The organism is Novosphingobium soli (assembly GCF_042432915.1).
GTDB classification, from domain to species: Bacteria; Pseudomonadota; Alphaproteobacteria; order Sphingomonadales; family Sphingomonadaceae; genus Novosphingobium; species Novosphingobium soli.
The window spans coordinates 275,604-301,069 of the sequence record NZ_JBHLWK010000013.1 but is presented as its reverse complement, the minus strand read 5'-3'; the positions used below and the strand labels follow the sequence as shown (position 1 = coordinate 301,069).

The 25,466-nt window shown below is 69.7% G+C and carries 19 protein-coding genes; 4 read left to right on the top strand and 15 right to left on the bottom strand.

Annotation, left to right across the window (positions count from 1 at the left end):
- Positions 1-92 precede the first annotated feature (92 nt).
- Positions 93-2,576 carry a TonB-dependent receptor gene (locus ACFFJC_RS11940; RefSeq protein ID WP_379487731.1) on the bottom strand — a complete coding sequence of 828 codons (2,484 nt, stop codon included), beginning with the start codon at positions 2,574-2,576 and terminating at the stop codon, positions 93-95.
- A 475-nt stretch (positions 2,577-3,051) separates the two neighbouring features.
- On the opposite strand from ACFFJC_RS11940, the gene ACFFJC_RS11935 reads away from it, so the two are divergent.
- Positions 3,052-4,305, top strand: coding sequence for a glycosyltransferase family 87 protein (locus ACFFJC_RS11935; RefSeq protein ID WP_379487730.1), 1,254 nt, complete (start codon positions 3,052-3,054; stop codon positions 4,303-4,305).
- Here the strand turns inward: ACFFJC_RS11935 and ACFFJC_RS11930 are convergent.
- A complete protein-coding gene (locus tag ACFFJC_RS11930; protein WP_379487729.1) occupies positions 4,292-5,158 on the bottom strand; it encodes an alpha/beta fold hydrolase in 867 nt (288 codons plus the stop codon). The two genes, ACFFJC_RS11935 and ACFFJC_RS11930, sit on opposite strands and share 14 nt — an antisense overlap.
- Before the next feature lie 169 nt (positions 5,159-5,327).
- On the opposite strand from ACFFJC_RS11930, the gene malQ reads away from it, so the two are divergent.
- On the top strand, positions 5,328-7,316 hold the full coding sequence (gene malQ / locus ACFFJC_RS11925; protein ID WP_379487728.1) for a 4-alpha-glucanotransferase: 1,989 nt from the start codon (positions 5,328-5,330) through the stop codon (positions 7,314-7,316).
- 29 nt (positions 7,317-7,345) lie between these two features.
- Here the strand turns inward: malQ and ACFFJC_RS11920 are convergent, their stop codons facing one another.
- The 3 genes from ACFFJC_RS11920 to ACFFJC_RS11910 form a co-directional block, all read right to left on the bottom strand.
- Positions 7,346-8,509: an alpha-hydroxy acid oxidase gene (locus tag ACFFJC_RS11920; RefSeq protein ID WP_379487727.1), complete on the bottom strand. Its 1,164-nt coding sequence runs from the start codon at positions 8,507-8,509 to the stop codon at positions 7,346-7,348.
- A 13-nt stretch (positions 8,510-8,522) separates the two neighbouring features.
- The gene (locus ACFFJC_RS11915; RefSeq protein ID WP_379487726.1) at positions 8,523-9,830 is read right to left on the bottom strand and encodes an NtaA/DmoA family FMN-dependent monooxygenase; all 1,308 of its coding nucleotides are present in this window, start codon (positions 9,828-9,830) and stop codon (positions 8,523-8,525) included.
- Between the two features lie 267 nt (positions 9,831-10,097).
- Positions 10,098-11,732 carry an alpha-D-glucose phosphate-specific phosphoglucomutase gene (locus ACFFJC_RS11910; protein WP_379487725.1) on the bottom strand — a complete coding sequence of 545 codons (1,635 nt, stop codon included), beginning with the start codon at positions 11,730-11,732 and terminating at the stop codon, positions 10,098-10,100.
- A 240-nt stretch (positions 11,733-11,972) separates the two neighbouring features.
- On the opposite strand from ACFFJC_RS11910, the gene ACFFJC_RS11905 reads away from it, so the two are divergent.
- Positions 11,973-12,956: a sensor domain-containing diguanylate cyclase gene (locus tag ACFFJC_RS11905; RefSeq protein WP_379487724.1), complete on the top strand. Its 984-nt coding sequence runs from the start codon at positions 11,973-11,975 to the stop codon at positions 12,954-12,956.
- A gap of 40 nt (positions 12,957-12,996) precedes the next feature.
- Here ACFFJC_RS11905 and ACFFJC_RS11900 read toward each other — a convergent pair whose 3' ends face one another.
- The 5 genes from ACFFJC_RS11900 to ACFFJC_RS11880 form a co-directional block, all read right to left on the bottom strand.
- The gene (locus ACFFJC_RS11900; RefSeq protein WP_379487723.1) at positions 12,997-13,146 is read right to left on the bottom strand and encodes a hypothetical protein; all 150 of its coding nucleotides are present in this window, start codon (positions 13,144-13,146) and stop codon (positions 12,997-12,999) included.
- Complete coding sequence (locus tag ACFFJC_RS11895) at positions 13,122-13,493, bottom strand: hypothetical protein (protein ID WP_379487722.1); 372 nt, start codon at positions 13,491-13,493, stop codon at positions 13,122-13,124. Before ACFFJC_RS11895 ends, ACFFJC_RS11900 begins: the two co-directional genes overlap by 25 nt.
- A 126-nt stretch (positions 13,494-13,619) precedes the next feature.
- Positions 13,620-14,177, bottom strand: a complete 558-nt coding sequence (locus tag ACFFJC_RS11890; protein WP_379487721.1) for a LuxR C-terminal-related transcriptional regulator — start codon at positions 14,175-14,177, stop codon at positions 13,620-13,622.
- A gap of 217 nt (positions 14,178-14,394) precedes the next feature.
- Positions 14,395-16,197 (bottom strand): translation elongation factor 4, encoded by a 1,803-nt coding sequence (gene lepA / locus ACFFJC_RS11885; protein WP_379487720.1) that lies wholly within the window; start codon positions 16,195-16,197, stop codon positions 14,395-14,397.
- 251 nt (positions 16,198-16,448) lie between these two features.
- Positions 16,449-19,169: an EAL domain-containing protein gene (locus tag ACFFJC_RS11880; RefSeq protein ID WP_379487719.1), complete on the bottom strand. Its 2,721-nt coding sequence runs from the start codon at positions 19,167-19,169 to the stop codon at positions 16,449-16,451.
- A 159-nt stretch (positions 19,170-19,328) separates the two neighbouring features.
- Between ACFFJC_RS11880 and ACFFJC_RS11875 the strand changes: the two genes are divergently transcribed.
- A complete protein-coding gene (locus ACFFJC_RS11875) occupies positions 19,329-20,633 on the top strand; it encodes an FAD-dependent oxidoreductase (RefSeq protein ID WP_379487759.1) in 1,305 nt (434 codons plus the stop codon).
- Between the two features lie 81 nt (positions 20,634-20,714).
- Here ACFFJC_RS11875 and dnaN read toward each other — a convergent pair whose 3' ends face one another.
- From dnaN to ACFFJC_RS11850, 5 genes are all read right to left on the bottom strand, one after another.
- Positions 20,715-21,833, bottom strand: coding sequence for a DNA polymerase III subunit beta (gene dnaN, locus ACFFJC_RS11870; RefSeq protein ID WP_379487718.1), 1,119 nt, complete (start codon positions 21,831-21,833; stop codon positions 20,715-20,717).
- A gap of 244 nt (positions 21,834-22,077) precedes the next feature.
- On the bottom strand, positions 22,078-22,842 hold the full coding sequence (gene fabG / locus ACFFJC_RS11865; RefSeq protein WP_379487717.1) for a 3-oxoacyl-[acyl-carrier-protein] reductase: 765 nt from the start codon (positions 22,840-22,842) through the stop codon (positions 22,078-22,080).
- A 167-nt stretch (positions 22,843-23,009) separates the two neighbouring features.
- Positions 23,010-23,969 (bottom strand): ACP S-malonyltransferase, encoded by a 960-nt coding sequence (gene fabD, locus ACFFJC_RS11860; protein ID WP_379487716.1) that lies wholly within the window; start codon positions 23,967-23,969, stop codon positions 23,010-23,012.
- Positions 23,970-24,184: 215 nt separating this feature from the next.
- Entirely contained in the window at positions 24,185-24,943 is a 759-nt protein-coding gene (locus ACFFJC_RS11855; protein WP_379487758.1) for an alpha/beta fold hydrolase, read from the bottom strand.
- Between the two features lie 25 nt (positions 24,944-24,968).
- Positions 24,969-25,415 (bottom strand): GFA family protein, encoded by a 447-nt coding sequence (locus ACFFJC_RS11850; protein WP_379487715.1) that lies wholly within the window; start codon positions 25,413-25,415, stop codon positions 24,969-24,971.
- Between the last annotated feature and the right edge of the window lie 51 nt (positions 25,416-25,466).

Genomic DNA, 25,466 nt, shown 5'->3' with positions numbered 1-25,466 from the left:
CCCCTACCTTAGCCGACCCGAGCCGCCGATCCATGGACACGGCTGTGGATAACCGTGGGACAAGCTGTTCATCCCCTGGCAAACACTGGTCCTCAGCCGCCGAAGCGGGCCTTCAGCCGGAAGCCGTACATCCGCGGTTCGTTGACGATCTGCGACTCCAGCCCGAACGATCCGTAGGCGTTGTTCACGTTGAGCGGGAACTTCTCGTTTGTGACGTTGGTCATGAAGAACGAGAGGTCGAACGGCTGACCGAGCACGTCCGCCCAGCTGGCGTTGAGGTTCAGCAGGTCGGTCGCAGGCGCGTTCTGGAATGCCGGCGCCGTCGCCAGGCTCATCACCTGCTCGCTCGTGTAGACGTAGGTCGCGCCGAGGCTGATCCGGCCAATGCTCTCGTCCAGCGGGAGGGTGTAGCTGCCGGTCAGCGTCAGGCGGTGCTTGGGCGAGAGCGCCAGCGGGCCGCCCTCCTCCGCGGTGGGCACCAGCGCGGTGAAGAACTGCTGCGCGTCGGCAGGCACCGCGGGCGGGTTCAACTCCAGCACCTTGGTGTCGAGGTAGGTATAGCCGGCGTCCACCCGCAGCCCGTCGAACAGGTTGATCGAGGAATCGACCTCGATCCCCCAGATCCGCGACTTGCCCGCGTTGACGATGGCGCTGCCGCCGATGAAGGGGTTGCCCGGGCGCGGATTGCGCACGAGCGTGGCCTGGATCTGCTGGTCGCTGAAGTCGTTGTAGAACGCCGCCACGTTGAAGTAGCCGCGCACGGCGCCGTGGAAGCTCGCCTTGGCGCCCACTTCGTAGGTGTCCACCTTCTCGGGCCCCCAGGTCTCCAGCAGCACGTTGGCGGAGGCGACGCCCGCCCCGCGATAGCCGCGCGCCCACTTGGCGTAGAGCAGCACGTCGTCCACCGGCTTGTAGTCCAGGTCGATCAGCCAGGTCGGCTTGTCCGACTTCGCGGTGAACGTGACGTTGCAGCGCGCGTGCTCCGCCAGCGACGGGATAAAGACCGGGCTGCCGTCCGGATTGGTCACCCGCACCGCGTTGCCGCAACCCGCCGTCGTCACGCCCGGCGTCGGAAACCGCAGGGTGGTGCCGTCGTAGCGATGGGTCATGCGATCCCAGGTATAGCGCACGCCGCCGGTCACGCTGAACTGGTCGGTCAGGTTGTAGGTACCCTGGAAGTAGAGCCCCTTGCTGCGGAACCAGGTCTTCTGGAAGGGGATGGAGATGCTCGCGCTCGATCCGGCCGGGCAGCTCACCATCGGACCGCCCGAGAGGTAGCGCCCCAGCTGGGCGTAGGAATCCTGGCAGTTCATGAGCTGCGTGGTCGATTGCGAGGTGAAGCCGATCGGGTCGCTCGCCTCGTAATAACCGCCAGCCTGCCACTTCAGGCCGCCGTCGGCCGACTGCCCCTGCACCTGCAGTTCCTCGGTCCAGGTGAGCTGGCTGGCGTTGTTGTAGCCGGGCGTGTTGTTGATGCGGATCAGCGTCGTGGCAAGCTGGCCGGCCGGCGTGGTGAAGAACTCGCCCTCCAGGCTGTAGCGCGTGGTCTCACGAAATTCGCCGTAGCTGCCGATGTTCTTGACCGTCAGCGTGTCGCTGGCGAGCCAGGTCGTGGTGTTGATGACCTGCCAGGTCTGCATGTGGACGCGCGGGTCCGGCTCGGAATTCTCGACGTCCCACCAGCCGTCGCCCCGCGCGTTCTGGCGGTCGACCTGCCGCTGGCAGAAGGAGGCGAGGCCGGAAGCCGGGTTGCAGCCCACGACCCGCGCCAACGTCCCGTGGTTGTCCGAATCCGAGTAGGTGGCGATCGTGTAGTTCTCCAGCTCCGGCGTCAGGTCGGCGACGATGCTGAGACGCGCGGCGATGAAGTCGGTGTTGCCGAGCCGGTCCGGGCCGATCCCGGAATGATTCTCCAAGTAGCCGTCCCGCTTCATCCGGTCGACGCCGAGCCGGACCTTGAAGCTGTCGGCCAGCGGCACGTTGAGCACGGCCTGCACGCGGCGCAGGTCGTAGCTGCCCAGCGATCCCTCGACATAGCCCTCCAGCACATCGGTCGGCTTGCGCGGCACCAGCAGCACGGCGCCGCCGGTGGTGTTGCGGCCGAACAGCGTCCCTTGCGGACCTTTCAGCACTTGCACGTTCTGGAGATCGAACAGGCTTCCCACGCCCACCCCGTTGCCCGAAGTGGTGGACCCGCCCGCGCGGGGGGCGACGACGTCTGCGAAGTAGGTGCCGACCGAGGGCTGCGTCGCCAGGTCCTGGACGAAGCCGCGGATGACGAACGACGCCTTCTCCGGCCCGAACTTGGCGTTGACCGACAGCGAGGGCGTGTACGTCGCCAGGTCCGCGGTGCTGACGATGTTGCGCTGGCTGATCTGCTCCTGGTTGAACACGGTGATGGAGATCGGCACGTCCTGCAGCCGCTCCTCGGTGCGCCGCGCGGTGACGACGATGGCATCGACGTCGCCGCCATCGTCCGTGGCGCGCGCGGCCTCCTGGGCCATCGCCGGTGTCGCGAGCGTCGCCGCGGTCGCGGCGGCCGCCAGCAGGGTACGCCGAAGGTCGGTTCGTTGCATATCGTCCTCTCCCATTCTACCGGCGGACCTCTGCGGGCCCGTTCCGCCATTCGCGGGACGCTGTTCGGGGCCGGCGGGCCAGGCCCGCATGTTGGCTTGAGGACCGCACCCCAGGCGCTTGCCTGCGTGCGAATCCGGCGCTCTCCTCCCCGGGGCGGCCGCATCCCGGCGCCGCCTCTCGTGTCGCTGCGAAAGTCGCCCGAATATTGTACAGGTGTCAAGGACGGCTCTGGCCGCCGTCCGGGCAGCTAGGTCTCTGAGGATGGCCGAAATCGGCGCACCATCTCCAAAAAGATAACGTCAAAGCAATGCGTTGCGTCATCCTTGCGGGGATATGATCCGGCGTGAACCATTGTCGCCCCGACGATGTCGGGCATGCCTGGAGACGCACACCCTGCCCGCAGCGGCTTTCGCCTCTTCACTCGCGCGTAACCACCCGGCGCTAGACGGGGTGCCGAACCACGCGCGAGGCGAGATGAACACCATGGGATCCCGGCCACCCGCCCGGTGGCTCCTTGCCGCGGTGACCATGGCGAGCGGCCTGCTGCTGGCGCACCACGTGCTGGAGTTCGCCGCCGTGCTCCGCGAGGGCGCCGGCGCGGCTGCGCTCACCCTCGATTTTCGCACCTACATGTGCGGTGCGGCCAGCCTCAAGACGCCATACGACATCTGCCACAACGGCGAGTTCGTCAGCGGCTTCGTCTATCCTCCGCCCTCGCTGATCTACTTCCACCTGCTCTCGCGCATGCCGATGGACCTGGCCTTCCTCCTCCACTCGGCAATGTCGATGGCGGCGCTGGCAGGAGCAGCCTGGGCCGCGCTTCGGCTTGTGGACGTGCCGCGCTCGGCCGCCATCACGGCTCTCCTGGCGGCGCTCGCCATCGCGCCGATCGGGACCTCGATCGCCGCCGGGCAGGTCAACATCCTGCTGATGGCCTCGGCCGTCGTCGGCATGGGCTGCGCTTCAAGGGGCCGCCCGGTGTGCGCCGGGCTGGCGATCGCGCTGGGGTTCTGGCTCAAGATCTATCCAGGGCTGGTCCCTGCGCTCTTCCTCACCCCGCGCAAGTGGCGCGCCGCCCTCGCCACCGTGGCAGCCTGCGCGGCGCTGGCCTTGGTGGGCCTGCTCTGGGCCGCTCCGGGGCTCTACATCCAGTATTTCACCGCGCTGCTGCCCCAAGCGCAGGGCTATACGATGCCGGGTGTGGCGCAGTCGCTGGCCGGTGTGGCGACCCACGTCGCCGCGGGCGGCGGACAGCCGATCCTGCACTTCGTGCCGATCCCCGAGGCCGTCCAGCTCGCGTCCAGGGTGGTGCTGGCGGTGGGCGTGCTGCTGGCGATGGCCCACGGCCTCGCCACGCGCGAGGCCCGGCCGCTCGACAGCCTCAATCTGCTGCTCTGCGCCTCGCTGGTCGCCGCCCCGAACGCCTGGGGCTATCACTACGCGCTGGTGTTCCCGGCGATCCTCGCCGCGCTGGCCCGCACGCTCCACCATCCGCGGGCGCTGCGCACCGCAGTCGTGCTGGCATGCTGGCTGGCGCTCGTCATCCCGGCCTGGACCGACCCGCCGGCGCCGCTCGCCGCGCAGCCCTGGTTCAATGTCCCCTTCCGGGCCCGCTACGGGTTGGTGGCACTGGTCCTGATCGCGCTTATCCTGTGGGATGCCCGCCAGGACCTGCGATCCGCGCTCGGCCGCTGGCGGGTTCCTTCGGGCAATTTCAGCCGCCGATGAAGTCCAGGATCTGGGGCACGAGCTTGGGCCAGGAGCGGAACAGCGTGTGCCCCTGCGTCCCCGACATGGTCTGCGCCGAGCGCTGGTTCCACTCGTCGTCAGCCCACGGCGGATCGACGAACCGTGAATGGGGGACCAGCCGGTGGACCCACTCGGACGTGGCGCGGGTATGCGAAAGATCGCTCTTCCCGCTGCGGAAGACCAGCACGGGCATCGTCAGGCGCGCGAAGTCGCGCGGGGTCATGCCCGGGACCGGCGTGATCGGCGAGGGAACGTAGGCGGCGGCCCACTTCTGCATCACGGCGATGAAGCGATCGGGGTCCTGCGCGGCGATGAAGGCGCGCGCCTGCTCGCTCTTGGCGAGGTTCTCCGCCCAGCTCGTCGCCTTGAGCACCGCTTCCATGCCGCCCGCGCTCGCCAGCGTCGCCGCCTCGCCGCAATAGTAGGTGGCCAGCTGCATCAGCCCGATGGGGTCGCCCGAGATCCACCAGAGCGCCAGGTGGGAGCAGATCTCCGGGTCGCGGGCCGCCGCCAGCATCGAGACGCGGCTGCCGCCCGAGCCGCCGGCGATCACCGTGGGGCCGAGGTCCAGCTTGCGGATCAGGCCGGCCAGCGCTTCGGCCTGCATCTCCGACTCGCTGTCGCCCAGCAGGCAGGCGTCGGACAGGCCGCAGTTGGGCCGGTCGTAGATCAGCACGCGCCGGCCCGCCGCGACCAGCGCCTCCGCCATCTCGCGCAAGCCCGGCACGTCCATGGTGAAGCGGCCGCCCGGCGTGAGCGCGACCGCCGGATCGCCTTCCCTGCCGAGCAATTCGTAGGCTATGCCGATCCCGGCGACGTCGATCCTGGGCATGCATGTCTCTCCCGCTGGCTTTTGCGGCATGGTCGAGGCCGCACTCGCTTCACGCAAGTCCCCGTTCTGGAACGATCGCCCGCGCGGTTCGCTAGGGGCAAGCGCGATTGCCGCCGGAGCCGGGGCGCGATAGCCTCGGCCGGACGGGCGCAGGGAGCGACGAGGAAAAATGCAAAGCTTGCACGCGCTTGCCGAGGCGATCGGCTTGTGCCGGATCTGGTGGGATGCGGACGGCCGGGAGCAGATCGTAAGCGACGCCTCGCTCGCCGCCATCGCCACGGCGCTCGGCTATCCGGCCGGCAACGCCGAAGCCATCGCCGCGAGCCTGCGCCAGGTGGCGGCGGAAGGCGCCGAGCCCCCGGCGATGATCGTCACCGACGCCGGCACCCCCACTCCGCTGCCCGCGGGGCTCGCGCGTGCCGAACTCACGCTGCCCGACGGGACGGTGCAAGTGCTGGACACCCAGGCCTGGACGCTCCCGGCGGTGGAGGAGCCCGGGTACTATCCGCTGCGTGTCAACGGCCATGCGCTGACGCTCGCCGTGGCACCGCGCTTCGCGCCCTCGCCCGCGGTGCGCGGCAAGGGGCGCATGTGGGGGCCGGCGATCCAGATCCCGGCGCTGCGCGGCGCCGGCGCCTTCGGCACCTTCGCGCAGCTTGCCGAAGCGGCCGAGGCCTTCGCCGCGCGCGGGGCGGACACGCTGGCGATCAACCCGGTTCACGCGCTGTTCCCCGGCGAAGGCCACGATTTCAGCCCCTACTCCCCCTCCAGCCGGCTCCACCTCAACGGCGCCCTGGGGGACCCGGCGCTGGTCGGGCTCGCCCCGCTCGCGGCCGAGGACGCGGGCGGTGAGCTGATCGATTGGGAAGGCGCCCTGCCGCGCCGGCTGGAGTCGCTGCGCCGGGCCTTCGTCGCGCTCGATCCCGAGACCCGCGCCCGCATCGCCCGCGACAATGCGCCCCATGGCGAGGGGCTGCAGCGCCAGGCGCTGTTCGACGCGCTCGACGTCCGGTTCCGCGCCGGCGGGGCGCGCGGGTGGCAGGACTGGCCCGCGGCCTACCACGACCCGGACGGACCGGCGGTCGCCGCCTTCGCGCGCGAGCAGGCCGCGGAGGTGGAGTTCCACCTCTTCACCCAGTGGCTGGCGCGCGAGAGCCTTGCCGCCACGCAGGCGCGCGCGCGGGCGGCAGGCATGGCGGTCGGCCTGCTCGCCGACCTCGCGGTGGGCGTCCACACCGGCGGGGCCGATTCCTGGGTCCATCGGCGAGAGATGCTGCAGGGCCTCACGATCGGCGCTCCGCCCGATCCGCTGGGGCCGCTGGGGCAGAACTGGATGCTGACCGGCTTCTCCCCGCGCGGGCTGGCCCGCAGCGGCTATGCGCCCTGGATCGCGACGATCCGCGCCGCGCTCTCCAGCGCCGGCGCGCTGCGCATCGACCACGCCTTCGGCCTCGCGCGGCTCTGGGTGGTGCCCGAAGGCGCCTCCTCGCGCGAGGGGGCCTACTTGCGCTATCCCTTCGAGGACCTGCTCCGCCTCGTCGCGCTCGAGGCGCACCGGGCCGACGCGCTGGTCGTGATGGAGGACCTCGGCACGATGCCGCAGGGCTTCGGCCCGGCGATCACCGCGCGCGGGATGCTGGGCATGCGCGTGCTGTGGTTCGAGCGGGCGGCCGACGGCGGCTTCGTCGGCCAGCAGGACTACGCGGCGCAGGCGGTGGCGATGACCGGGACCCACGACACGCCCACCGTCGCGGGCTGGTGGAGCGGGCGCGACCTGGAGTGGGCCGACCGGCTCGGCCGCTTGCCGGAGGGCACCACCCTGGCCGATGCCGAGGCGGAGCGCGCCTGGGACCGCGGGCGGCTCTGGGCAACGCTGACCCACGATGCGGCGCCGCGGCCCTCTCCCGAGGATCCGGCGCCGGTGGCGGCCGCGGCCTTGCGCCATATCGGCGGCACGCCCTGCGCGCTGGCGATCGCTCCGCTGGAGGACCTGCTGGCCGAACCGGAGCAGCCGAACCTCCCGGGAACCACCCGCGAGCACCCGAACTGGCGGCGCCGCCTGGCCGCGCCGCTGCCGCAGCTGCTGGACGAGCCGGAGACCGCCGCGCGCATCGCGGCGCTGGACGGCGCGCGCAAGGCCCCGTTAGCGCCGCATTAGCACCGCGTTAGCGTGGCGTTAGCGTGGCGTCAGCGTGGCGCCGGCGGCGCCAGGTAGCTGCGGTCGAGCTGGTCCAGCCGGGTGACGCCGACCATCGCCATCGCCACGTCGATCTCGTTGGCGAGCAGGTCGATGGCGTGGCGCACCCCCGCCTCGCCCGCGGCCGCGCAGCCGTAGAGCGTGGCCCGCCCGACGAGCACCGCGCGCGCCCCGATCGCGAGCGCCTTGACCACGTCCGCCCCGCGCCGCACGCCGCTGTCGAACAGCACCGTGGTGCGGTCCCCCACCGCGTCGACGATCCCGGCGAGGACGTCGATGGCGGGCGGCGAACTGTCGAAGTTGCGCCCGCCATGGTTGGAGACGCCGATCCCGTCGACGCCGTGGTCGAGCGCGATCCGGGCATCCTCGGCGCTGAGCACGCCCTTGACCACCAGCTTTCCGGGCCAGCGCCGGCGCAACACGCGCACGTCGTCCCAGCACACCGAGGCGGAATTGGCGACGCGGCTGACGGTGCCGGTCAGCTTGCCGCCCACTTCGGGGGGATAGTTGGCGAATTGCGGCAGCCCCCCTTCCACGTAGTAGCGGCCGATCACCGAGGCGAACCACGAGGGCCGCTTGAGGAAGTCCGAGACCAGCGTCGCGTTGGGCCGGATCGGGTTGGACATCCCGGCGCGCCGGTTGAACTCGCGCAGCGGCCACATCGGGGTGTCGACCGTGAGCACCAGGACTTCGGCCCCGGCCTCCCTGGCGGCGTCCACCACCTGCCACGACAGGTCGCACCGCTCCCACAGGTACATCTGCATCCAATGCCCGGCCGTGGCGCAGCCGGCGATGTCGGCGAAGCTGGTGGTCGAGCTGGTGGTCTGGGTGAAGGGAATGCCCGCCGCCGCCGCGCCGCGTGCGATGGCCCGCTCGCCGCGGTGCCACAGCAGGTCGGACACCCCGGTGGGCGCGATCACCAGCGGCAGCGGCTGGCGGCGGCCGAACAGCTCGATTTCCGCCGAGCGCTGCGACACGTCGCGCAGCGTGCGCGGGAGCAGCTGCACTGCCTGCAGCGCCGCGACGTTGCGCTCCACCAGCAGGTCGTCCTCGGTTCCGCGCTCGATGAATTCCCAGATCGCGCGCGGCAGCCGCCGCCGGGCCAGCGCGCGCACCTGCGCGATGTTGTACGCCTTGTTCCGGATATCCCCCATCAGCCGCCTGCCTTCACGAGAGCCCCAGGTTCTCGCGGAAGGTCGTGCCTTCGTACTCGGTACGGTACACGCCCCGGGCCTGGAGCACCGGCACCACCTGGTCGACGAAGTCGGTGACCGAGCTGGCCATGACGGTGGGAGTGACGTTGAAGCCGTAGCAGCCGGTCTCGCGCCAGATGCGCTCCATTTCCGCCGCCACCTGCTCGGGCGTGCCGACGACCTGCGGCTTGCCCACCGCCAGGCCCCAGCGGATCGCCACCTCGCGCAGGGTGAGCGGCTTGTCGCCCTCGATGTTGGCGAACGCCTTCATCAGCCCCTGCGAGGCCTGCGTCTCGATCTCCGCCAGCGGCTGGTCGAGGTCCATGCCGGCGAAGTCCACGCCCATGGTGCCGGAAAGCCGGGCAAGGCAGCCGTCGATCGGCAGCTTTTCGACCAGGTCCGCCAGCTTGCGCCGCGCTTCCTCCTCGGTCCCGCCGACGATGGGCTGGATGCCGAAGCTGACCCCAGGGGTCTTCTTGCCGGCCGCCTGCGCCGCCTCGGCAAGGTTGCCCATGAACCGCTTCATGCCGGGCAGGTTGGGCTGGATCGAGAAGACCACGTCGGCATGGCTCACCGCGAACTGCTGGCCGCGCCCGGAGCTGCCAGCCTGGAACAGCACCGGATGGCCCTGCGGCGAAGGCGGCACGGGGGCCACCGTCTGGCAGGAGAAGAACTCGCCGCGATGATCCACGAAATCCACTTTCGAGGGATCGGCATAGATCCCTGCCTCCCGGTCGGCCAGGATGGCACCCGGCTTCACCGAGTTCCACAGCTTGTAGCAGACCTCCATGTACTCGTCGGCGCGGTCGTAGCGGCGGTCGTGGTCGAGCTGCTGCAGGCCGAGCGCGCGATGCTCGCCGCGCAAGTGCCCGGTGACGATGTTCCAGCCGACGCGGCCGCCCGAAAAGTAGTCGATGGTTCCCAGCTGGCGCACGATCGTCCAGGGCTGGTACGAGCTGGTCGACATCGTCGCCGCCAGTCCCAGGTGCGTGGTCGCCGCCGCCAGCGCGGAGAGCAGCACGACCGGATCGAGCGAGGGCCAGCACACGCCGTAGCGCACCGCATCCTCGTGGCTGTCGCGATAGCGGTCGAACACGCCGGGAGTGTCGGCGAAGAACATGCCGTCGAACATCCCGCGCTCGAGGGTGCGGGCAAGGTCCTGCCACAGCGCGATGTCGTGCAGCGCCTCCAGCCGGTTGTCGCCGAGCTGGGACCAGCTCAGGACCGTGTGGTTGATCGGCGAATTGATCAGGAAGCTGACCAGGTGGATGTGCTTGCTCATGGGGTGTCCCGCGTTCCTCTCCTGGAGGAGATGATGGAACGGGGCCCAAGGTGGGGCAAGCGATTTCTGCCCGGGATGTATACAACCTGCTGAAGAGCGCGGACCCAATGCGCCGAAAGCCGCCGTTCGGACGTGCTCAGCATATCCAATCATCGCCGGAGCGGCGTGCACGCAGGCAGAGCCGGCACCGGCCCGATGCGCGAAAGCCGGGCGCCGCGCGATGCGGACCCGGCCTTCGTCGTCGCAGCCGCCCGATGGGCGTGGCGATCAGGTGATGACGTCGGGCGCGCTGCGGCCGGTATGCTGCGCGATCGCGGCGATCGCCTCCGCCGCCTCGATCTGCGGCTGCAGCATCGTGCCCGTATCCGCATCGATGTCGCCCAGCGGCGGCTCGTAGCGTTCCAGGTAGACGCGCAAGGTCGCGCCCTGGGTGCCGGTGCCCGACAGGCGGAAGACGATGCGGCTGCCGTCCTCGAACAGCACCCGCAGGCCCTGGTTGGCGCTGACCGAGCCATCCACCGGGTCGGTGTAGGAGAAGCTGTCCGCCTGCCCGACGGTGAGCGCGCCGAAGCGGCTGCCCGGAAGCATCGGCAGGCGCGCGGTGATCCCGTCCATCAGCGCCTTGGCACCCTCGCTGGCGATGCCTTCGTAGTCGTGGCGGGCATAGTAGTTGCGCCCGTACCGGGCCCAGTGCTCGCGCGCCAGTTCATCGACGCTGATGCCGCGCACGGCCAGGATGTTGAGCCAGAGCAGCACCGCCCACAACCCGTCCTTCTCGCGCACGTGGTCGGAGCCGGTGCCGGCGCTCTCCTCGCCGCAGATGGTGACGCGGCCGGCATCGAGGAGGTTGCCGAAGAACTTCCAGCCGGTGGGCGTCTCGAACACCGGCACGCCCAGCCCCTCGGCCACGCGGTCCGCGGCGGCGCTGGTGGGCATCGAGCGCGCGATGCCCGAGAGCCGGCCGCGATAGGCCGGGGCGATCTCGATGTTCGCCGCCAGCATCGCCAGCGAATCCGACGGGGTGATGAAGCGGTGCCGGCCGATGATGAGGTTGCGGTCGCCGTCACCGTCCGAGGCGGCGCCGAGGTCGGGCGCCTCGGCGGACATCATCAGGTCGTAGAGCGCCTTGGCGTGGATCAGGTTGGGATCGGGGTGGTGCCCGCCGAAGTCCTCCAGCGGCTCGCCGTTGACGACGGTGCCCGCGGGGAAGCCCAGCCGTCCCTCCAGGATCGCCTTGGCGTAAGGGCCGGTCACCGCGCTCATCGCGTCGAAGCGCATGGTGAAGCCGCTCGACACGGCCTTGCGGATGGCGGCGAAGTCGAACAGCGCCTCCATGAGATCGGCGTAGTCGGCCACCGGGTCGATGATCTGCACCTTGGCCGCGCCCACCGGCACTTCGCCGATGCGGTCGAGGTCGATGTCGTCGGCCTCCACGGTCAGCCAGCGGTCGATCGTGCCGGTCCGCCCGTGGACCGCGCCGGTGACGCTCTCGGGCGCCGGGCCGCCGTTGGCGATGTTGTACTTGATGCCGAAGTCCTCGTCCGGCCCGCCGGGGTTGTGGCTGGCCGACAGGACCAGCCCGCCGCTCGCGCCGTACTTGCGGATGACGTGGCTGGCGGCGGGGGTGGAGAGGATGCCGCCCTGCCCCACGATCACGCGGCCGTAGCCGTTGGCCGCGGCCATGCGGATCGCCTGCTGGATCACAGTACGGTTGTGGAACCGGCCGTCGCCGCCGATCACCAGCACCGCGCCCGGCTCAGGCTGCACCACGTCGAAGACGGACTGGATGAAGTTCTCGGCGTATCCCGGCTGCTGGAACACCTTGACCTTCTTGCGCAGCCCGGAGGTGCCGGGCGCCTGGCCTTCGAAGGGCGTGGTCGGGACTGTGACGATCTGGGTCAAGCAAGCGTCTCCAAAGCTCGGGCAGGTTCCATGCGAGTCAGCAGGATGAACGCATGGACACAGGAGGCGACAGTTTCGTGTCCGTGCATCCATGTCAAACGGTTGCATCGCTGCACGGACGGGGTCGCGCAATCTTTCCTAACGATTTTAACGGAGAATCGCGGGTTGTACGACCATCGACACCTCCCTAGCTTGGATCAGGACCATATTTTTCGGGAGCCTTTCGCAGGACCATCGCGCATGTACGCCGACCAGACCTTGACCGATGAAGCGGGCCGGATCGCCGCCCTGGAGCGCCTCGGCATCCTCGACACCGCGCCAGAGGAGCCGTTCGAGAATGTGGTGGACTTGGTGCGTACCGTGCTGGGCGTGCCGATGTCCGCGGTCACGCTGGTCGATCGCGACCGGCAATGGTTCAAGGCGCGTGCGGGGCTCGACGCCACCCAGACCCCGCGCGACGTGTCGTTCTGCACCCACGCCATCCGGCAGCGCGCGCCTTTCGTCATCCCCGACGCCAAGGCGGACCCGCGCTTCGCCGAAAACCCGCTGGTCAACGGCGACCCGCACGTGCGCAGCTATGCCGGCGTCCCGCTCGTCACCTCCGACGGCTACAACGTGGGCGCGCTGTGCGCCATCGACACCAAGGCGCGCGAGTTCGACGAGAAGGACCTTTCCATCCTGCGCAACTTCGCGCGCATCGTCGTGAACGAGATGGAGCTGCGCCGGATCGCCGAGCGCGACCAGCTCACCGGGGCGCTCACGCGCCGCGGCTTCCTCGAGAAGGCGAACGAGGAGATCGCGCGCTGCCGCCGCTACGGACGGGACGCCTCGCTGCTGCTTATCGACGTCGATCACTTCAAGCAGGTGAACGACACCTGGGGCCATCCGGCCGGCGATGCCGTGCTGCGCGAACTGGTCGCGGTGCTGGACGGCTCGACCCGCCCGGCAGACTGCATTGGCCGTCTCGGCGGCGAGGAGTTCGCCATGCTGCTGCCCGAGACGGGGGCCGAAGACGCGCTCACGGCCGCCGAGCGCTCCCGCCGCCTGATCGCCGCGCACCCGGTGGCGATCAGTCCGGAGCGGACCATCGCCATCACCGCCAGCTTCGGTATCGCCCCGCTGGTGGAGACGGTGACCAGTGCCGAGGAGTGGATCGCCCGAGCCGACGCGCCGCTCTACGAGGCGAAGCGCGCGGGGCGCAACTGCAGCAAGGTCGCGGACTGAGCCCGGCCGGCCGGTCGCCGGTCGCCTCGCGCCGGTTGCCTCACGCCGGCGCCGGGAACTCCTTGCGCCACGCGGGGTAGCGTCCGATCCGCCGCCAGCGGCCGCGGTGCCAGGCGACGCCCAGGACGAGTGCGACGAGCTGCACGTAGGAAGGCAGCATCGTCATCATGTCGTACGCGAACTCGTCCACCCGACGATGAGGTAGCGATCGAAGTGGCCCAAGAGCGCGATCATCTGCGCGGCAACGATCCACAGCGGATAGACCCGGTTGGCCCGCAGCGCGACGGGATAGACGCAGGCCATCGTTACCAGATCGATCGCGAGGTGGCCCAGGTCGAGGCGCGCCCAGACGACCTCCTCGCCCGCCAGTGCGTGATAGAGCCGGTCTTGCAGCGGCAGCGCCAGCAGCACGGCGGCCAGCACGCGCTCGGGCCCGTCGCAGCGCAGCACGGCGTAGAGGAACAGCAGGACGAAGGCCGCGAACTGGAAGCTGTGCTTGGTCATCCACAGCCAGGCCGTCCAGGACGGCTCAGCCATGCCTGGCGCCTCTGTGGCTGCCGGGCGGGCCACCGGGGCGGCGACGGGTTTTGCCACCTGGCCGGATCCTCGTCCCCGGCGGTACGGCGCGGCGGCGGCTGGGCAAGCAATCGGTCATTCGAGCCTTCACATAAGCTCGGTCAGGGCGCGCGCCAGGCTGAGCCCGACGACCGCCACGAGCAGCATGCCCAGGGCGATGACCACCGTCGCCGCCGTCCTGCTGAGGCCGGCGTTCACCCCGTCGAGAACCTCGGGGACGAAACGGCCGAACTCGCGCTGCGGCGGGCGAGGAGGAGCCTTGCCCGAGAGCGTTTCGATGCGCGCGAAGTAGCGGGCGCGCGCGTCCCGGGCCTCCGCATCGTCGGCCAAGGTTCCCTCGGGAACCTGAAGATTCTTCCCTGGTATCGAATTACAGGTCGCCGACCGATCCTGCAGGTACTGGCGATAGGCGCGGGCGACCTCGGCCCGGGACGGCGAGCCCAGGCGCACGCGCACGCCTTCGATGCGCTGGTTGACCGCGCTTTCGGAAATGCCCAGTTCCCAGGCGATCTCCTTGCTCGTCCTGTTTTCCGCGATACGGACCAGGACCTCGTGCTGCTTGAGCGTCAGGTGCGCGAAAATGCGTCCGCAACCGCCGCTGCGCAGATGCAGGTCTTGCTCGATCGGGCGACCAGTGTCGTCCATAGATTATCAGAGAGCCCCCCTGCCTCTGGGTCCGACCCTAGCCGCGTTGGTCATAAACGCGCAACAATAAGCGCAGTTAACTTGACTTAACGATTAACAGCGCCGGTTAGGCGCGGGCCCGACGCAGAGCTCTTGCTCACCGATCGCCAGACGCCGCCGCCCGCGCGAATCGCCGGCACCGGAGACTGGCGGGCGCGCCTTGCGGTGGCCCCGTGCCTTACTCCTCGCCCATCCGCAGCGCGGCGATGAAGGCTTCCTGCGGGATCTGCACGTTGCCGTACTCACGCATGCGCTTCTTGCCTTCCTTCTGCTTCTCCAGAAGCTTCTTCTTGCGGGTGATGTCGCCGCCGTAGCACTTGGCGGTGACGTCCTTGCGCATCGCGCTGATGGTCTCGCGCGCGATGACCTTGGCGCCGATCGCCGCCTGGATCGGGATCTTGAACATGTGGCGCGGGATCAGCTCCTTGAGCCGCTCCACCAGCGCGCGCCCGCGAGGCTCGGCCTGGCCGCGGTGGACGATCATCGACAGCGCGTCGACCGGCTCGTTGTTGACCAGGATGTTCATCATCACCAGGTCGCCCTCGCGCAGGCCGATCTGCTCGTAGTCGAAACTCGCATAGCCGCGGCTGATCGACTTCAAGCGGTCGTAGAAGTCGAAGACCACTTCGTTGAGCGGCAGCTCGTAGCTCACCTGGGCGCGGCCGCCGACGTAGGTGAGGTCCTTCTGGATGCCGCGGCGATCCTGGCACAGCTTGAGGATCGAGCCGAGGTATTCGTCCGGCGTGTAGATCGTCGCCTTGATCCAGGGCTCCTCCATGAAGTCGATCTTCACCGGGTCCGGCATGTCGGCGGGGTTGTGCAGTTCCTTCACCGAGCCGTCGGTCATGGTCAGGCGATAGACCACCGAGGGCGCCGTGGTGATGAGGTCGAGGTCGTATTCGCGGCTGAGGCGCTCCTGGATGATCTCCAGGTGGAGCAGGCCGAGGAACCCGCAGCGGAAACCGAAGCCCAGCGCCGCGCTCGATTCCATCTCGAAGCTGAACGAGGCGTCGTTGAGCCGCAGCTTGCCGATCGATTCGCGCAGCTTCTCGAAGTCGTTGGCGTCCACCGGGAACAACCCGCAGAACACCACCGGCTGGACTTCCTTGTACCCGGCCAGCGCCTGCGTGGCCCCGCCCTTCACGGTGGTGATGGTGTCGCCGACCTTGGCCTGCTCGACCTCCTTGATCTGCGCGGTGATGAAGCCGATCTCGCCCGGCCCCAGCTCGGGCAGGTCGATGCGCTTGGGGGTGAAGCAGCCGACGCGGTCGATCAGGTGCTCGGTGGCGCCCTGCATGAACTTGACCTGGAGGCCCTTCTTGATGACGCCGTCGATCACGCGCACCAGGATGACGACGCCGAGGTAGGGGTCGTACCAGGAATCGACCAGCATCGCCTTGAGCGGCTTGTCGCGCTCGCCCTGCGGCGGCGGGATCTTCTTGACGATGGCTTCCAGCACCTCGCCGATGCCGATGCCGGACTTGGCGCTGGCCATGACCGCCTCGGAGGCGTCGATGCCGATCACCTCCTCGATCTCGTTGCGCACCTTCTCCGGCTCGGCGGCGGGCAGGTCGATCTTGTTGATGACCGGCACGATCTCGTGGTCGTGCTCGATCGACTGGTACACGTTGGCGAGCGTCTGCGCTTCCACGCCCTGCGCCGCGTCGACCACCAGCAGCGCGCCTTCGCAGGCGGCAAGGCTGCGGCTGACCTCGTAGGCGAAGTCGACGTGCCCGGGGGTGTCCATCAGGTTGAGCTCGTAGGTGAGCCCGTCCGAGGCGGTGTAGTTCAGGCGCACGGTCTGCGCCTTGATGGTGATGCCCCGCTCCTTTTCGATGTCCATGTTGTCGAGGACCTGCGCGCTCATCTCGCGCTCGGAAAGTCCCCCGGTCGTCTGGATCAGGCGGTCGGCGAGCGTCGACTTGCCATGGTCGATATGGGCAATGATGCTGAAGTTGCGGATCTGCGCGAGGTCGGTCATGGATGCGCCGTTAGCAGCGCTTTGCGGCGCTGTCAGCCTGCCGAGTGCATGCCGAAGCTCTCAAGGCGCGGCGCGAGGCTCGCATGCTTCGACAAGCTCAGCATGAGCGGGGTGGGATGGGCGAAGCGGTACGACGTGGTGCCATGGGGCAGGCAGGTCCGCCCCAAGCCTCATCTCTCAAACCGCTCAGCCTGAGCTTGTCGAAGGCCCGGGGCGGGGCGCGAGGCTCGCATGCTTCGACAAGCGCCGCGTCAGGCGAGGCGGCGCAGCAGCGCGGTGTCCGCCCGTTCTGCCCGCTGCGCCTGCTGCCGCGCCGGGCCGGCGAGCACGGCGCCGGTGGCGTCGATCTCCAGCGGCTGCGCGAACTCCACGCCCAAGCGGTCCTCCCGGCACCACCGCGCGGTGGCCATGACGACGTGGTCCTCGGAGAAGTGCAGGCCGAAGACGGTGCCGTCGGGCACGTTCCACAGCCCCTCGATCATCGCGCCGCTGCGCGAGATGTTGCGGATCGTGCCTTCGTAGGAATGGGCACCGTGCTCCATCGCCACCCGCCGGAGCATCGTCTGGCGCGGCGCGCGGGTGGCGCGCGGCCCCTTCGCCACCACGACGAGCCCCTGCTCCAGCCGCGCCGACGCCGCTGCCGCGCTGAGCGGCCGTTCGTAGACGTAGCCCTGCACATGGCTGCACCCGAGCAGGCGCACCAGGTCCAGTTCGTCCAGCGTCTCCACGCCCTCCGCGGTCGTCTCCATGCCGAGCGCCTCGGCCAGGCTGACGATGGAGGAGATGATGGCGCCGTTGCGGCTGCCGGCGACCGCGGCGCCGCGCACGAAGCTCTGGTCGATCTTGATCTTGTCGAAGGGCGCCTTCTCGAGATAGCCGAGCGAGGAATAGCCGGTGCCGAAATCGTCGAGCGCCAGCCGCACGCCGATCCGCTTCAGCGCCGCGAACATCGCCTCCGTCGCCTGGTCGTCGCTCAGGAACACGCTCTCGGTGATCTCCAGCTCCAGGCGCGAGGGGTCGATCCCGGCCGTGGCGATGGCGCTGGTGACGATTGCCGGCAGCGCCGGATTGGCGAACTGGAGCGGGGACACGTTCACCGCCACCCGCACCGAGCCGGGCCAGCGGGCCAGGTCGCGGCAGGCGGAGCGCAGCGCCCACTCGCCGATCTGCGCCACCAGGCCGCACTCCTCCGCCACCGGCACGAAGCGGGCGGGCGACATATAGCCGTGGACCGGATGGTTCCAGCGCAGCAGCGCCTCGAAGCTGGTGATCTTCTCGCTCGTGGTGTGGACCTGCGGCTGGTAGTGCAGCTCGAACGCGCCGTCCGCGATCGCGTCGCGCAGGTCCTGCTCCAGCTGCTGGCGCTCCTTGGCGTCGGCGTGGAGGTTCTCGTCGTAGAAATGGTGGCGCCCGCGCCCGCCGCCCTTCGCCGCATAGAGCGCCAGGTCGGCGTTGCGGATCAGCTCCTCGGACGTGGAGCCGTCATCGGGGCACAGGGCGATGCCGATGGAGGCGCCGATGGTCACCTGCGTGCCCTCGATCGCATAAGGCTGCGACAGCGCCTCGATCATGCGCCGCGCCAGCTGCGCCAGCCCCTCGCGGTGCTGGACCCCGTGCAGGAGGACCTGGAACTCGTCGCCGCCCAGGCGCCCCACGCGCCCGCGCTCCCCTGCGCTCTCGCTCAGCCGCTCGGCCACCTGCTTCAGCAGCGCGTCGCCGGCCGGGTGGCCCATGGTGTCGTTCACCTGCTTGAAACGGTCGAGATCGAGCAGGAACAGTGCGCAGGCGCGCGTTTCCGGCCGCGGGCCTGCCAGCACCTTGTCCAGCCACTCCGCCATCTGGAAGCGGTTGGCGAGCCCGGTCAGCGAATCGAACCGCGCCAGCTGCGTGACGTGGCGCTGCGAGCGGTGAGTCTCGGTCAGGTCCGTGCCCGATCCGCGAAAGCCCATGAAGTTGTTGAACTGGTCGAGCACCGGCCGGCCCGAGATCGACCACCAGCGCTCGCCCGACCCGCGTCCCGGGCTCGCCGCGCGCAAGTGCAGGTCGTGGAACGAGGAGCGCGTGTCGAGGTGGAACATGAGGCTGCTCTCGCTCTGCTGGCCCTGCAGGTCGATCGCGAAGAGGCTGATGAACGGCCGCCCCTCCAGCTCCTCCGCCCGCTTGCCCAGCATCGCGGCGATCCGAGCGGTCACGTAGGTGATGCGGCCCAGGCGGTCGGTCTCCCAGAACCAGCCCTGGCCGGTCTGCTCGTATTCGTGCAGCAGCTGCTCGGCGCGGCGTTGCTCGCGCTCCCGCTCGGCCTGGACCAGCGACTGCGAGGCCGCGCGGCGCGCCTGGGAGACGGTCAGGACCAGCCCGACGGCGGCCCCCAGCGTCAGCAGCGCCATCGACACGCCCGAGCCCGCGTAGAGAGCGCTGCCGCCCCATAGCCCGATGGTGGCGCCGATCACCGAGGTGAGCCGGTTCTCCAGCAGCGCGGTCGCCATCAGCACGACGATCACGCAGACGTTGACCGTGATCGTCCAGTCCACCGCATGGTGGTGGAAGGTCCAGTAAGCCAGCCCGAAGCCGAACAGCACCATCGGCAGGATCACGGCCAGCATCATGAGCGGGTAGCGCTGCCACCCGTCGTGCGCGATGCGCCGCTCCAGCTTCGCGTAGGCGCCGCCGGGGAGGCACAGCGCCGCCCCGGCCGCGATCGACAGCAGGGCGGGCCCGTGCGGGACGCTGTTCGAAAGCAGCCCCAGCAGGATCGCCGCGGCCGCCATCGTCGGGGCCATCAGCGACCAGTGCGGCGAGGTGAAGTAATGCAGCACGTCCCTGACGTCCTGGTGGGCGCGGAACCGTACGACGCCGCCGAACGCGCCGGCAGCGGGCGCCGGAACGCGCGAGTCGCCCTGCGCTTCGGAAGCGGGCTGCTCCCCGGCGCGGGCGAGCGCCTCGATTCGACGTGAACGAGCACCTACGGTCATGCGGGGGTGATGGCCCTGCCCGCATTAGGAAACCGTTAAGTCCGCTGCACCGCACCACGGGCCGGCTCCGACCCTTTCCGCTTGCCCCGCACGTTAGGCCATGCTTGCTTGGCGTCAACCGGCCGGCGCGGCAGCCGGCCCATCATGGGAGAAGCCATCGTGCGCCACATCGCGATCGTCGGATCGGGCCCGGCCGGATACTACACGGCCGAAGCCGCCCTGCGCCAATGGGGCGAAGCCGCAAGGGTCGACATCTTCGACCGCCTGCCCGTCCCCTTTGGCCTGATCCGCACCGGCGTGGCGCCGGACCACCAGTCGATCAAGGGCGTGGTCCGCCGGTACGAGGCGACCGCGCTGACCGACAACGTGCGCTTCGTGGGCAATGTCATGCTCGGCCGCGATCTCTCGGTGGCGGAGCTGCAGGAGCTCTACGACGCGGTGATCCTGGCCACCGGGGCGCCCGCCGACCGCAAGCTGGCGCTGCCGGGGGAGGATCTCGCCAACGTGTTCGGCTCGGCCTCGTTCGTCGGCTGGTACAACGGGCATCCGCAGTTCACCGAGCTTGCCCCCCGGCTGGAGCACGAGACGGCAGTGATCGTGGGCAACGGCAACGTCGCGCTGGACGTCGCGCGCATCCTCGCCAAGTCGGAAGAGGAGTTCGCGGGATCGGACATCGTCGGCCATGCGCTCGCCGGCCTGCGCGCCTCGCGCGTGCGGCGGATCGTCATCCTCGGGCGGCGCGGCCCGCTGCAGGTGGCGATGACGCCCAAGGAGCTGGGCGAGCTGGCCCGCTTGTCCCGTGCGCATCCGGTGGTGGACCCGGCCGACCTGCCCGACGCCCAGGCGGACGCCGCGCTGGACACCGGCCTGCGCAAGGCGGTCGGGCTGCTGCGCAGCTTCGCCGCCCAGGCCGATCCGCGGCCGGACGACGTCACCATCGACTTCGACTTCTTCGCCGCGCCCCGCGCCATCCTTGGCGACGGGCGGGTGGAAGCGGTGGAGGTGGAGCGCACGCGGCTGGAGGACGGCAAGGCGGTCGGCACCGGGGAGACCTACCGCATCCCGGCCGGCCTGGTGATCGCCTGCATCGGCTACCAGACCTCGCCGATCCCGGACGTCCCCTACGACGTCGAAGGCGGGCGCTTCGCCAATGACGAGGGGCGCATCCGCCCCGGCCTCTACTGCGTGGGCTGGGCGCGGCGCGGCCCCACCGGAACGATCGGCACCAACCGCCCCGACGGCTTCGCCATCATCGAGAAGGTGGCGACGGACGTGCCGGGCGACAGCGGCAAGCCGGGGCGCGCGGGGTTCGACCGCCTGGCCGCGGAGCGTGGCCTGCAGGTGGTCAGGTTCACCGACTGGCAGAAGATCGACGAGGCCGAGGTCGCCAATGCGCGCCACGGCTCCCCGCGTGAGAAGTTCGTCGACGTCGAGCAGATGATCGAGGCGACGGGCCGGGCCTGACGCGGCCCCGCCAACGAAGAGAGCCGGAGCGACGACCGCCCCGGCTCTCTCGTGATCGTCATGCGCAGGCCGGGGTCGGCGTCACACGCGCATGGGCATCAGCACGTAGAGCGCCGGGCTCTTCTCGTCCTGCCGGATCAGCGTGGGCGCCGCCGCATCGGCGAGGTGGAGTTCCACCGTGTCGCCCTCGATCTGGCCGAGGATGTCCTTCAGGTAGTTGGCGTTGAAGCCGATCTCGAAGCCGTCTGCGGCGTACTGCGCGGGCACTTCCTCGGCCGCGGTGCCGTTGTCGGGCGAGGTCACCGAGAGCGTCACGCGGTCGCTGTCGAGCGCCATCTTGACCGCGCGCGTCTTCTCGGTCGCGATCGTCGCGACGCGGTCCACGCCCTGGAAGAAGGTCTTGGGATCGACCTTGAGCAGCTTGTCGTTGGCGGTGGGGATGACGCGGGTATAGTCCGGGAAGGTGCCGTCGATCAGCTTGCTGGTCAGCACCACCCCATGCTCGCCGCCCAGGGTGAAGCGGATCTTGCTGGCGGAAAGGTCCACCAGCACGCTGGTGTCCAGCGCCTCTTCCAGCAGCTTGCGCAGCTCGCCCACGCATTTGCGCGGGACGATCACGTCGGGCATGCCTTCCGAGCCGTCGGGCCGCGGCAGCGTGAAGCGCGCCAGGCGGTGCCCGTCGGTGGCGGCGGCCTTCAGCTCCTCGTCCGTGACGTGGAGGAAGATGCCGTTGAGGTAGTAGCGCGTCTCTTCGGTGGAGATCGCGAAGCGCGTGCGGTCGATCAGCTGCGCCAGCGTGGCGGCGGGGATCTCGAAGCTGGTGGGCAGTTCCCCTTCGGCGATCATCGGGAAATCGTCGCGCGGGAGGGTCGGCAGCTGGAAGCGGCTGCGCCCGGCCTTAACCACCATGCGGTTGTCGGCCGAGTCCAGGCTGACCTGGCTGCCTTCCGGAAGCTTGCGGGCGATGTCGAACAGGAGGTGCGCGGAGACCGTGATCGCGCCGGCCTGGTCCACCGAGACCGCGCCCAGCGTCTCCACCACCTGGAGGTCGAGGTCCGTGGCCATGATCTTGATGGCGCCGCCGGCGGAAGCCTCGATCAGAACGTTCGAGAGGATCGGGATGGTATTGCGGCGTTCGACCACGGACTGCACGTGCGACAGACAGCGCAGCAGCGTGGAACGTTCGATGGTGGCCTTCATGACAGCCTCAAGTCCCCCTTGGTCGGACGTAGGTTCGGGCGTGGGTTCGGATCAACCCCGAAATCGGACGACTATCTCTAACGCCCGGCGGTGCTGCGGCAAGCAGGATGTATGCCGGAATCCGCGAATCTGGGGATAAGCGCGGGGGTTCGCGCCGATTTGGTGCGGCCCGCCGGGCACCGCGGGAGACCGCGCGGCGGGAGGCGAGAGACCGCAGCCGCCCGCCCTTCCCCGCCGCGGCCGATCACACCATGACCATGCCGCCGTTGACGTGGATCGTCTGGCCGGTGATGTAGCCCGCTTCCCGGCTGGCGAGGAACACGGCGGCGCTGGCGATGTCGTCGCCTTCGCCCATCCGGCCCATCGGGATGCGCCCGTTCAGCGCCTCCTTCTGGGCGTCGGGCAGCACGTCGGTCATGGCGGTGCGGATGAAGCCGGGCGCGATGCAGTTCACCGTCACGCCCCGGGTAGCGAGCTCCTGCGCGAGGCTCTTGGACATCGCGGTGATGCCGCCCTTGGCCGCGCAGTAGTTCATCTGGCCGGGGTTGCCGGTGGTGCCGACCACCGAGGTCACGTTGACGATGCGCCCGAAGCGGGCCTTCATCATCGGCTTGGTGACCGCGCGCATCAGGCGGAACGTGGATTCCAGGTTGATCGTGATGACCTGATCCCACTCCTCGTCCTTCATCCGCATGGCCAGGTTGTCACGGGTGATGCCGGCGTTGTTCACGAGGATGTCGATCTTGCCCAGCGACTCGAGTGCGGCCGGGACCAGCTTCTCGACCTGCTCGGCATCGCCCAGGTTGCAGGCGATGGCGACGTGGTCGACCTCCTGCAGGTGCTGCGGCGTATGCTCGTCGAGCTCGTCGCGGAAGGCGCGCAGCTTCTCGGCGTTGGACCCGGAGATCGCGAGGCGGGCGCCCTGCGCCGCAAGCGCGCGCGCCACGGCCGAGCCGATCCCGCCGCTGGCGCCGGTCACCAGGGCAGTCATTCCGTTGAGGTTGAACATCGCAGTCTCCGTAATCCGAATTCAGTCGCGCCGCAGCGCAGATGCAGGAGCCGCCCGGCGCCCGTTGGCGACTGCGGCAACGCGCCCAGCAGACCTACGGCCTGCCCGGGCAAACGCAAGCGGCGCTCGCGCCCGGCTCAGAGTGGCCCGGCTCAGAGCGGCCCGGCTCAGAGCGTCCGGGCAAGCTCCTCGATCTCCGCCATCGTATTCGCGGCGGTGACCTCCACCTCGCCTGCGGAGCGCTTGATCATCGGCCCGACGACCTTGCCGCCGAGCTCGACGAAGCGTTCCACGCCCGCCGCATGCATGGCGATGGCGCTCTCGCGCCAGCGCACGCGTCCGGTGACCTGCTCCACCAGCAGGCGCTGGATCTCGGCCGGGTCGCTGACCATGGCGGCGGTGACATTGGCGAACAGCGCCACCCGCAGCGCGCCGGGACGGGTCCGGTCGAGCGCCTCGGCCATCGCCTCGGCAGCGGGCTGCATCAGCGGGCAGTGGAACGGCGCCGAGACCGGCAGCGCGACGGCGCGCTTGATCCCGAAGTCCTTGACCACCTCGATCGCCCGCTCGATCGCCTGGCGGTGCCCGGAGAGCACGACCTGGCCGGGATCGTTGTCGTTCGCCACCGTGCAGACCAGCTTCGCCCCCGTTTCCGGCAGCGTGCCTTCCGCGGCGGCTTCGGCCAGCGCGGTGGCTTTCTCGATGTCGGCGCCCAGCAGCGCCGCCATCGCGCCCACGCCCACCGGCACCGCCGCCTGCATCGACCGGCCGCGCAGCTTGAGCAGGCGCGCGGTGTCGGCCAGGCTGAACGCGCCCGCGGCGCACAGCGCGGTGTACTCGCCCAGCGAATGGCCGGCGACGAAGTCGGCCTTGTCCGCCAGCGCCACGCCGCCTTCCTTCTCCAGCACCCGCAGCACCGCGATGGTGTTGGCCATGATCGCCGGCTGCGCGTTCTCGGTAAGGGTGAGCTGGTCCTCCGGACCCTCCGTCATGATCCGGAAGAGGTTCTGGCCGAGCGCCTCGTCGACCTCCTGGAAGACCTCGCGCGCCACGGCGCTGGCCTGGGCGAGTTCGGCGCCCATGCCGACCTTCTGGCTACCCTGACCGGGGAAAACGAATGCACGCATCGCGACCGCTCCTTCTCGTGCGGGGGGCATGGTCAGCCGCGCGCCGCTTGCGAATCGATTGTGGCGCGGCGGGTTATTGACCTTGCGGGCTTCCGGCAAGCCCATATGCGCCCGTCATCAACCGAACGCAGCATCCCGTGCGGTACGAACGGCAGGTGCCGGCACCCGAAAACGCAGTGCGACGTCCGCCCGCAACGCTCGGGAATGCCGCCGGCTCAGGCCAGGAATTCGGCGATGGTGCGGCCCATGTCCTTGAACGTCACCGAACTCATGTGATTGCCCGGGACCTCGGCGTAGATGGCGTCGGGCAGCGCGGCAGCGAGGTCCTGCGCGGAGCCGTTGTCGTGGTCGTCGGCACCGCATACGCACAGGGTGCGCATGGTGATGCTCGCGATCGCCTCGGGCGGCGTGTCGTCGACCGAGCTCAGCAGCAGGCGCGCGGCGACGCGGTCGATCTTCATCGACTTCATGAAGGCCTGTGCCACGAAGGCCTTGTCGCCGCGCTCGATGGTACCGAAGCGGTCGATCGCATCCACGAAGTGGGCGCTGCGCCGCGCCCAGCCGGCGAGACCCGAGAGGCCCATGCCGCCCAGCACCAGCCGGTCCGGCACCAGCCCCGCCAGCACGCCGCGCACCGCCGTGCGCGCGCCGAGCGAGAAGCCGCCGAGGTCGTAGCGGGTGAGGCCGAGGGCCCCCACCACCGCCGCCAGGTCCTGCACCAGCACGTCCGCCGGATAGGCGGCGGGATCGTGCGGCGCATCGCTGCGCCCGTGCGCGCGCAGGTCCGGCATGAACACCGCGAAGCCGGCATCGGCGAGGATGCGCGCGTTCCCGAACTTGATCCAGTTCACCTCGGCGCTGGAGAACAGGCCGTGCAGCAGCACCAGCGGCCGGGCGCCGGTGTCTCCCATGGCATGCACCGCCAGCTTCGCTCCGCCGATCCCTTCGACGAACACGGTCTTCACATCGTCCACTGCCAACTCGCTCACGCCTGGATTGTCACTCGGGCGGCTCCATGCCCGCGGCCTGCCACCGCTTGACCACCGCGTCGTTCTCGCCGCTGGTGGTGCCGGGCAAGTGCCGCACGTCGGTCCACGCCGTCAACATGCTTTCGACCGCGTAGTTCTTCGAGGGACGGAACGGGGTCGGATCGTCGAAGCTGCCTACGGTGATGTCGAGGTTGCCGCCTTCCAGGAAGGCGAAGCCCAGCGGAGTCCCGCAGTGGGCGCAGAACGGCCGGTGCGCGATGGCCGAGGACTGGTACCAGTCCGGCTCCCGCTCCCAGGTGACCGTATCGTGCGGCGTGTTGACGTAGGCGACGGAGACGCCCCCCGTCGCCCGCCGACACATCTTGCAGTGGCACAAGTACGCCTCTGCGGGATCCACTTGCGCCGTGTAGCGGATGCGGCCGCACTGGCAGCCGCCGGTCAGGGTCCTGGTGGTCATGGGCAAAGGATAGACCCGCGGCCGCCCGGACGCAAATCGGGGCCCCGGCCG

Coding starts and splice junctions, on each gene's coding strand:
- ACFFJC_RS11915 (WP_379487726.1), bottom strand. CDS start 9,830: ATGAGCAAGCACATCCACCTGGTCAGCTTCCTGATCAATTCGCCGATC.
- ACFFJC_RS11940 (WP_379487731.1), bottom strand. CDS start 2,576: ATGCAACGAACCGACCTTCGGCGTACCCTGCTGGCGGCCGCCGCGACC.
- ACFFJC_RS11930 (WP_379487729.1), bottom strand. CDS start 5,158: ATGCCCAGGATCGACGTCGCCGGGATCGGCATAGCCTACGAATTGCTC.
- ACFFJC_RS11890 (WP_379487721.1), bottom strand. CDS start 14,177: ATGGACGACACTGGTCGCCCGATCGAGCAAGACCTGCATCTGCGCAGC.
- lepA (WP_379487720.1), bottom strand. CDS start 16,197: ATGACCGACCTCGCGCAGATCCGCAACTTCAGCATCATTGCCCATATC.
- ACFFJC_RS11895 (WP_379487722.1), bottom strand. CDS start 13,493: ATGGCTGAGCCGTCCTGGACGGCCTGGCTGTGGATGACCAAGCACAGC.
- ACFFJC_RS11935 (WP_379487730.1), top strand. CDS start 3,052: ATGAACACCATGGGATCCCGGCCACCCGCCCGGTGGCTCCTTGCCGCG.
- ACFFJC_RS11850 (WP_379487715.1), bottom strand. CDS start 25,415: ATGACCACCAGGACCCTGACCGGCGGCTGCCAGTGCGGCCGCATCCGC.
- fabG (WP_379487717.1), bottom strand. CDS start 22,842: ATGTTCAACCTCAACGGAATGACTGCCCTGGTGACCGGCGCCAGCGGC.
- ACFFJC_RS11905 (WP_379487724.1), top strand. CDS start 11,973: ATGTACGCCGACCAGACCTTGACCGATGAAGCGGGCCGGATCGCCGCC.
- fabD (WP_379487716.1), bottom strand. CDS start 23,969: ATGCGTGCATTCGTTTTCCCCGGTCAGGGTAGCCAGAAGGTCGGCATG.
- malQ (WP_379487728.1), top strand. CDS start 5,328: ATGCAAAGCTTGCACGCGCTTGCCGAGGCGATCGGCTTGTGCCGGATC.
- ACFFJC_RS11880 (WP_379487719.1), bottom strand. CDS start 19,169: ATGACCGTAGGTGCTCGTTCACGTCGAATCGAGGCGCTCGCCCGCGCC.
- dnaN (WP_379487718.1), bottom strand. CDS start 21,833: ATGAAGGCCACCATCGAACGTTCCACGCTGCTGCGCTGTCTGTCGCAC.
- ACFFJC_RS11920 (WP_379487727.1), bottom strand. CDS start 8,509: ATGGGGGATATCCGGAACAAGGCGTACAACATCGCGCAGGTGCGCGCG.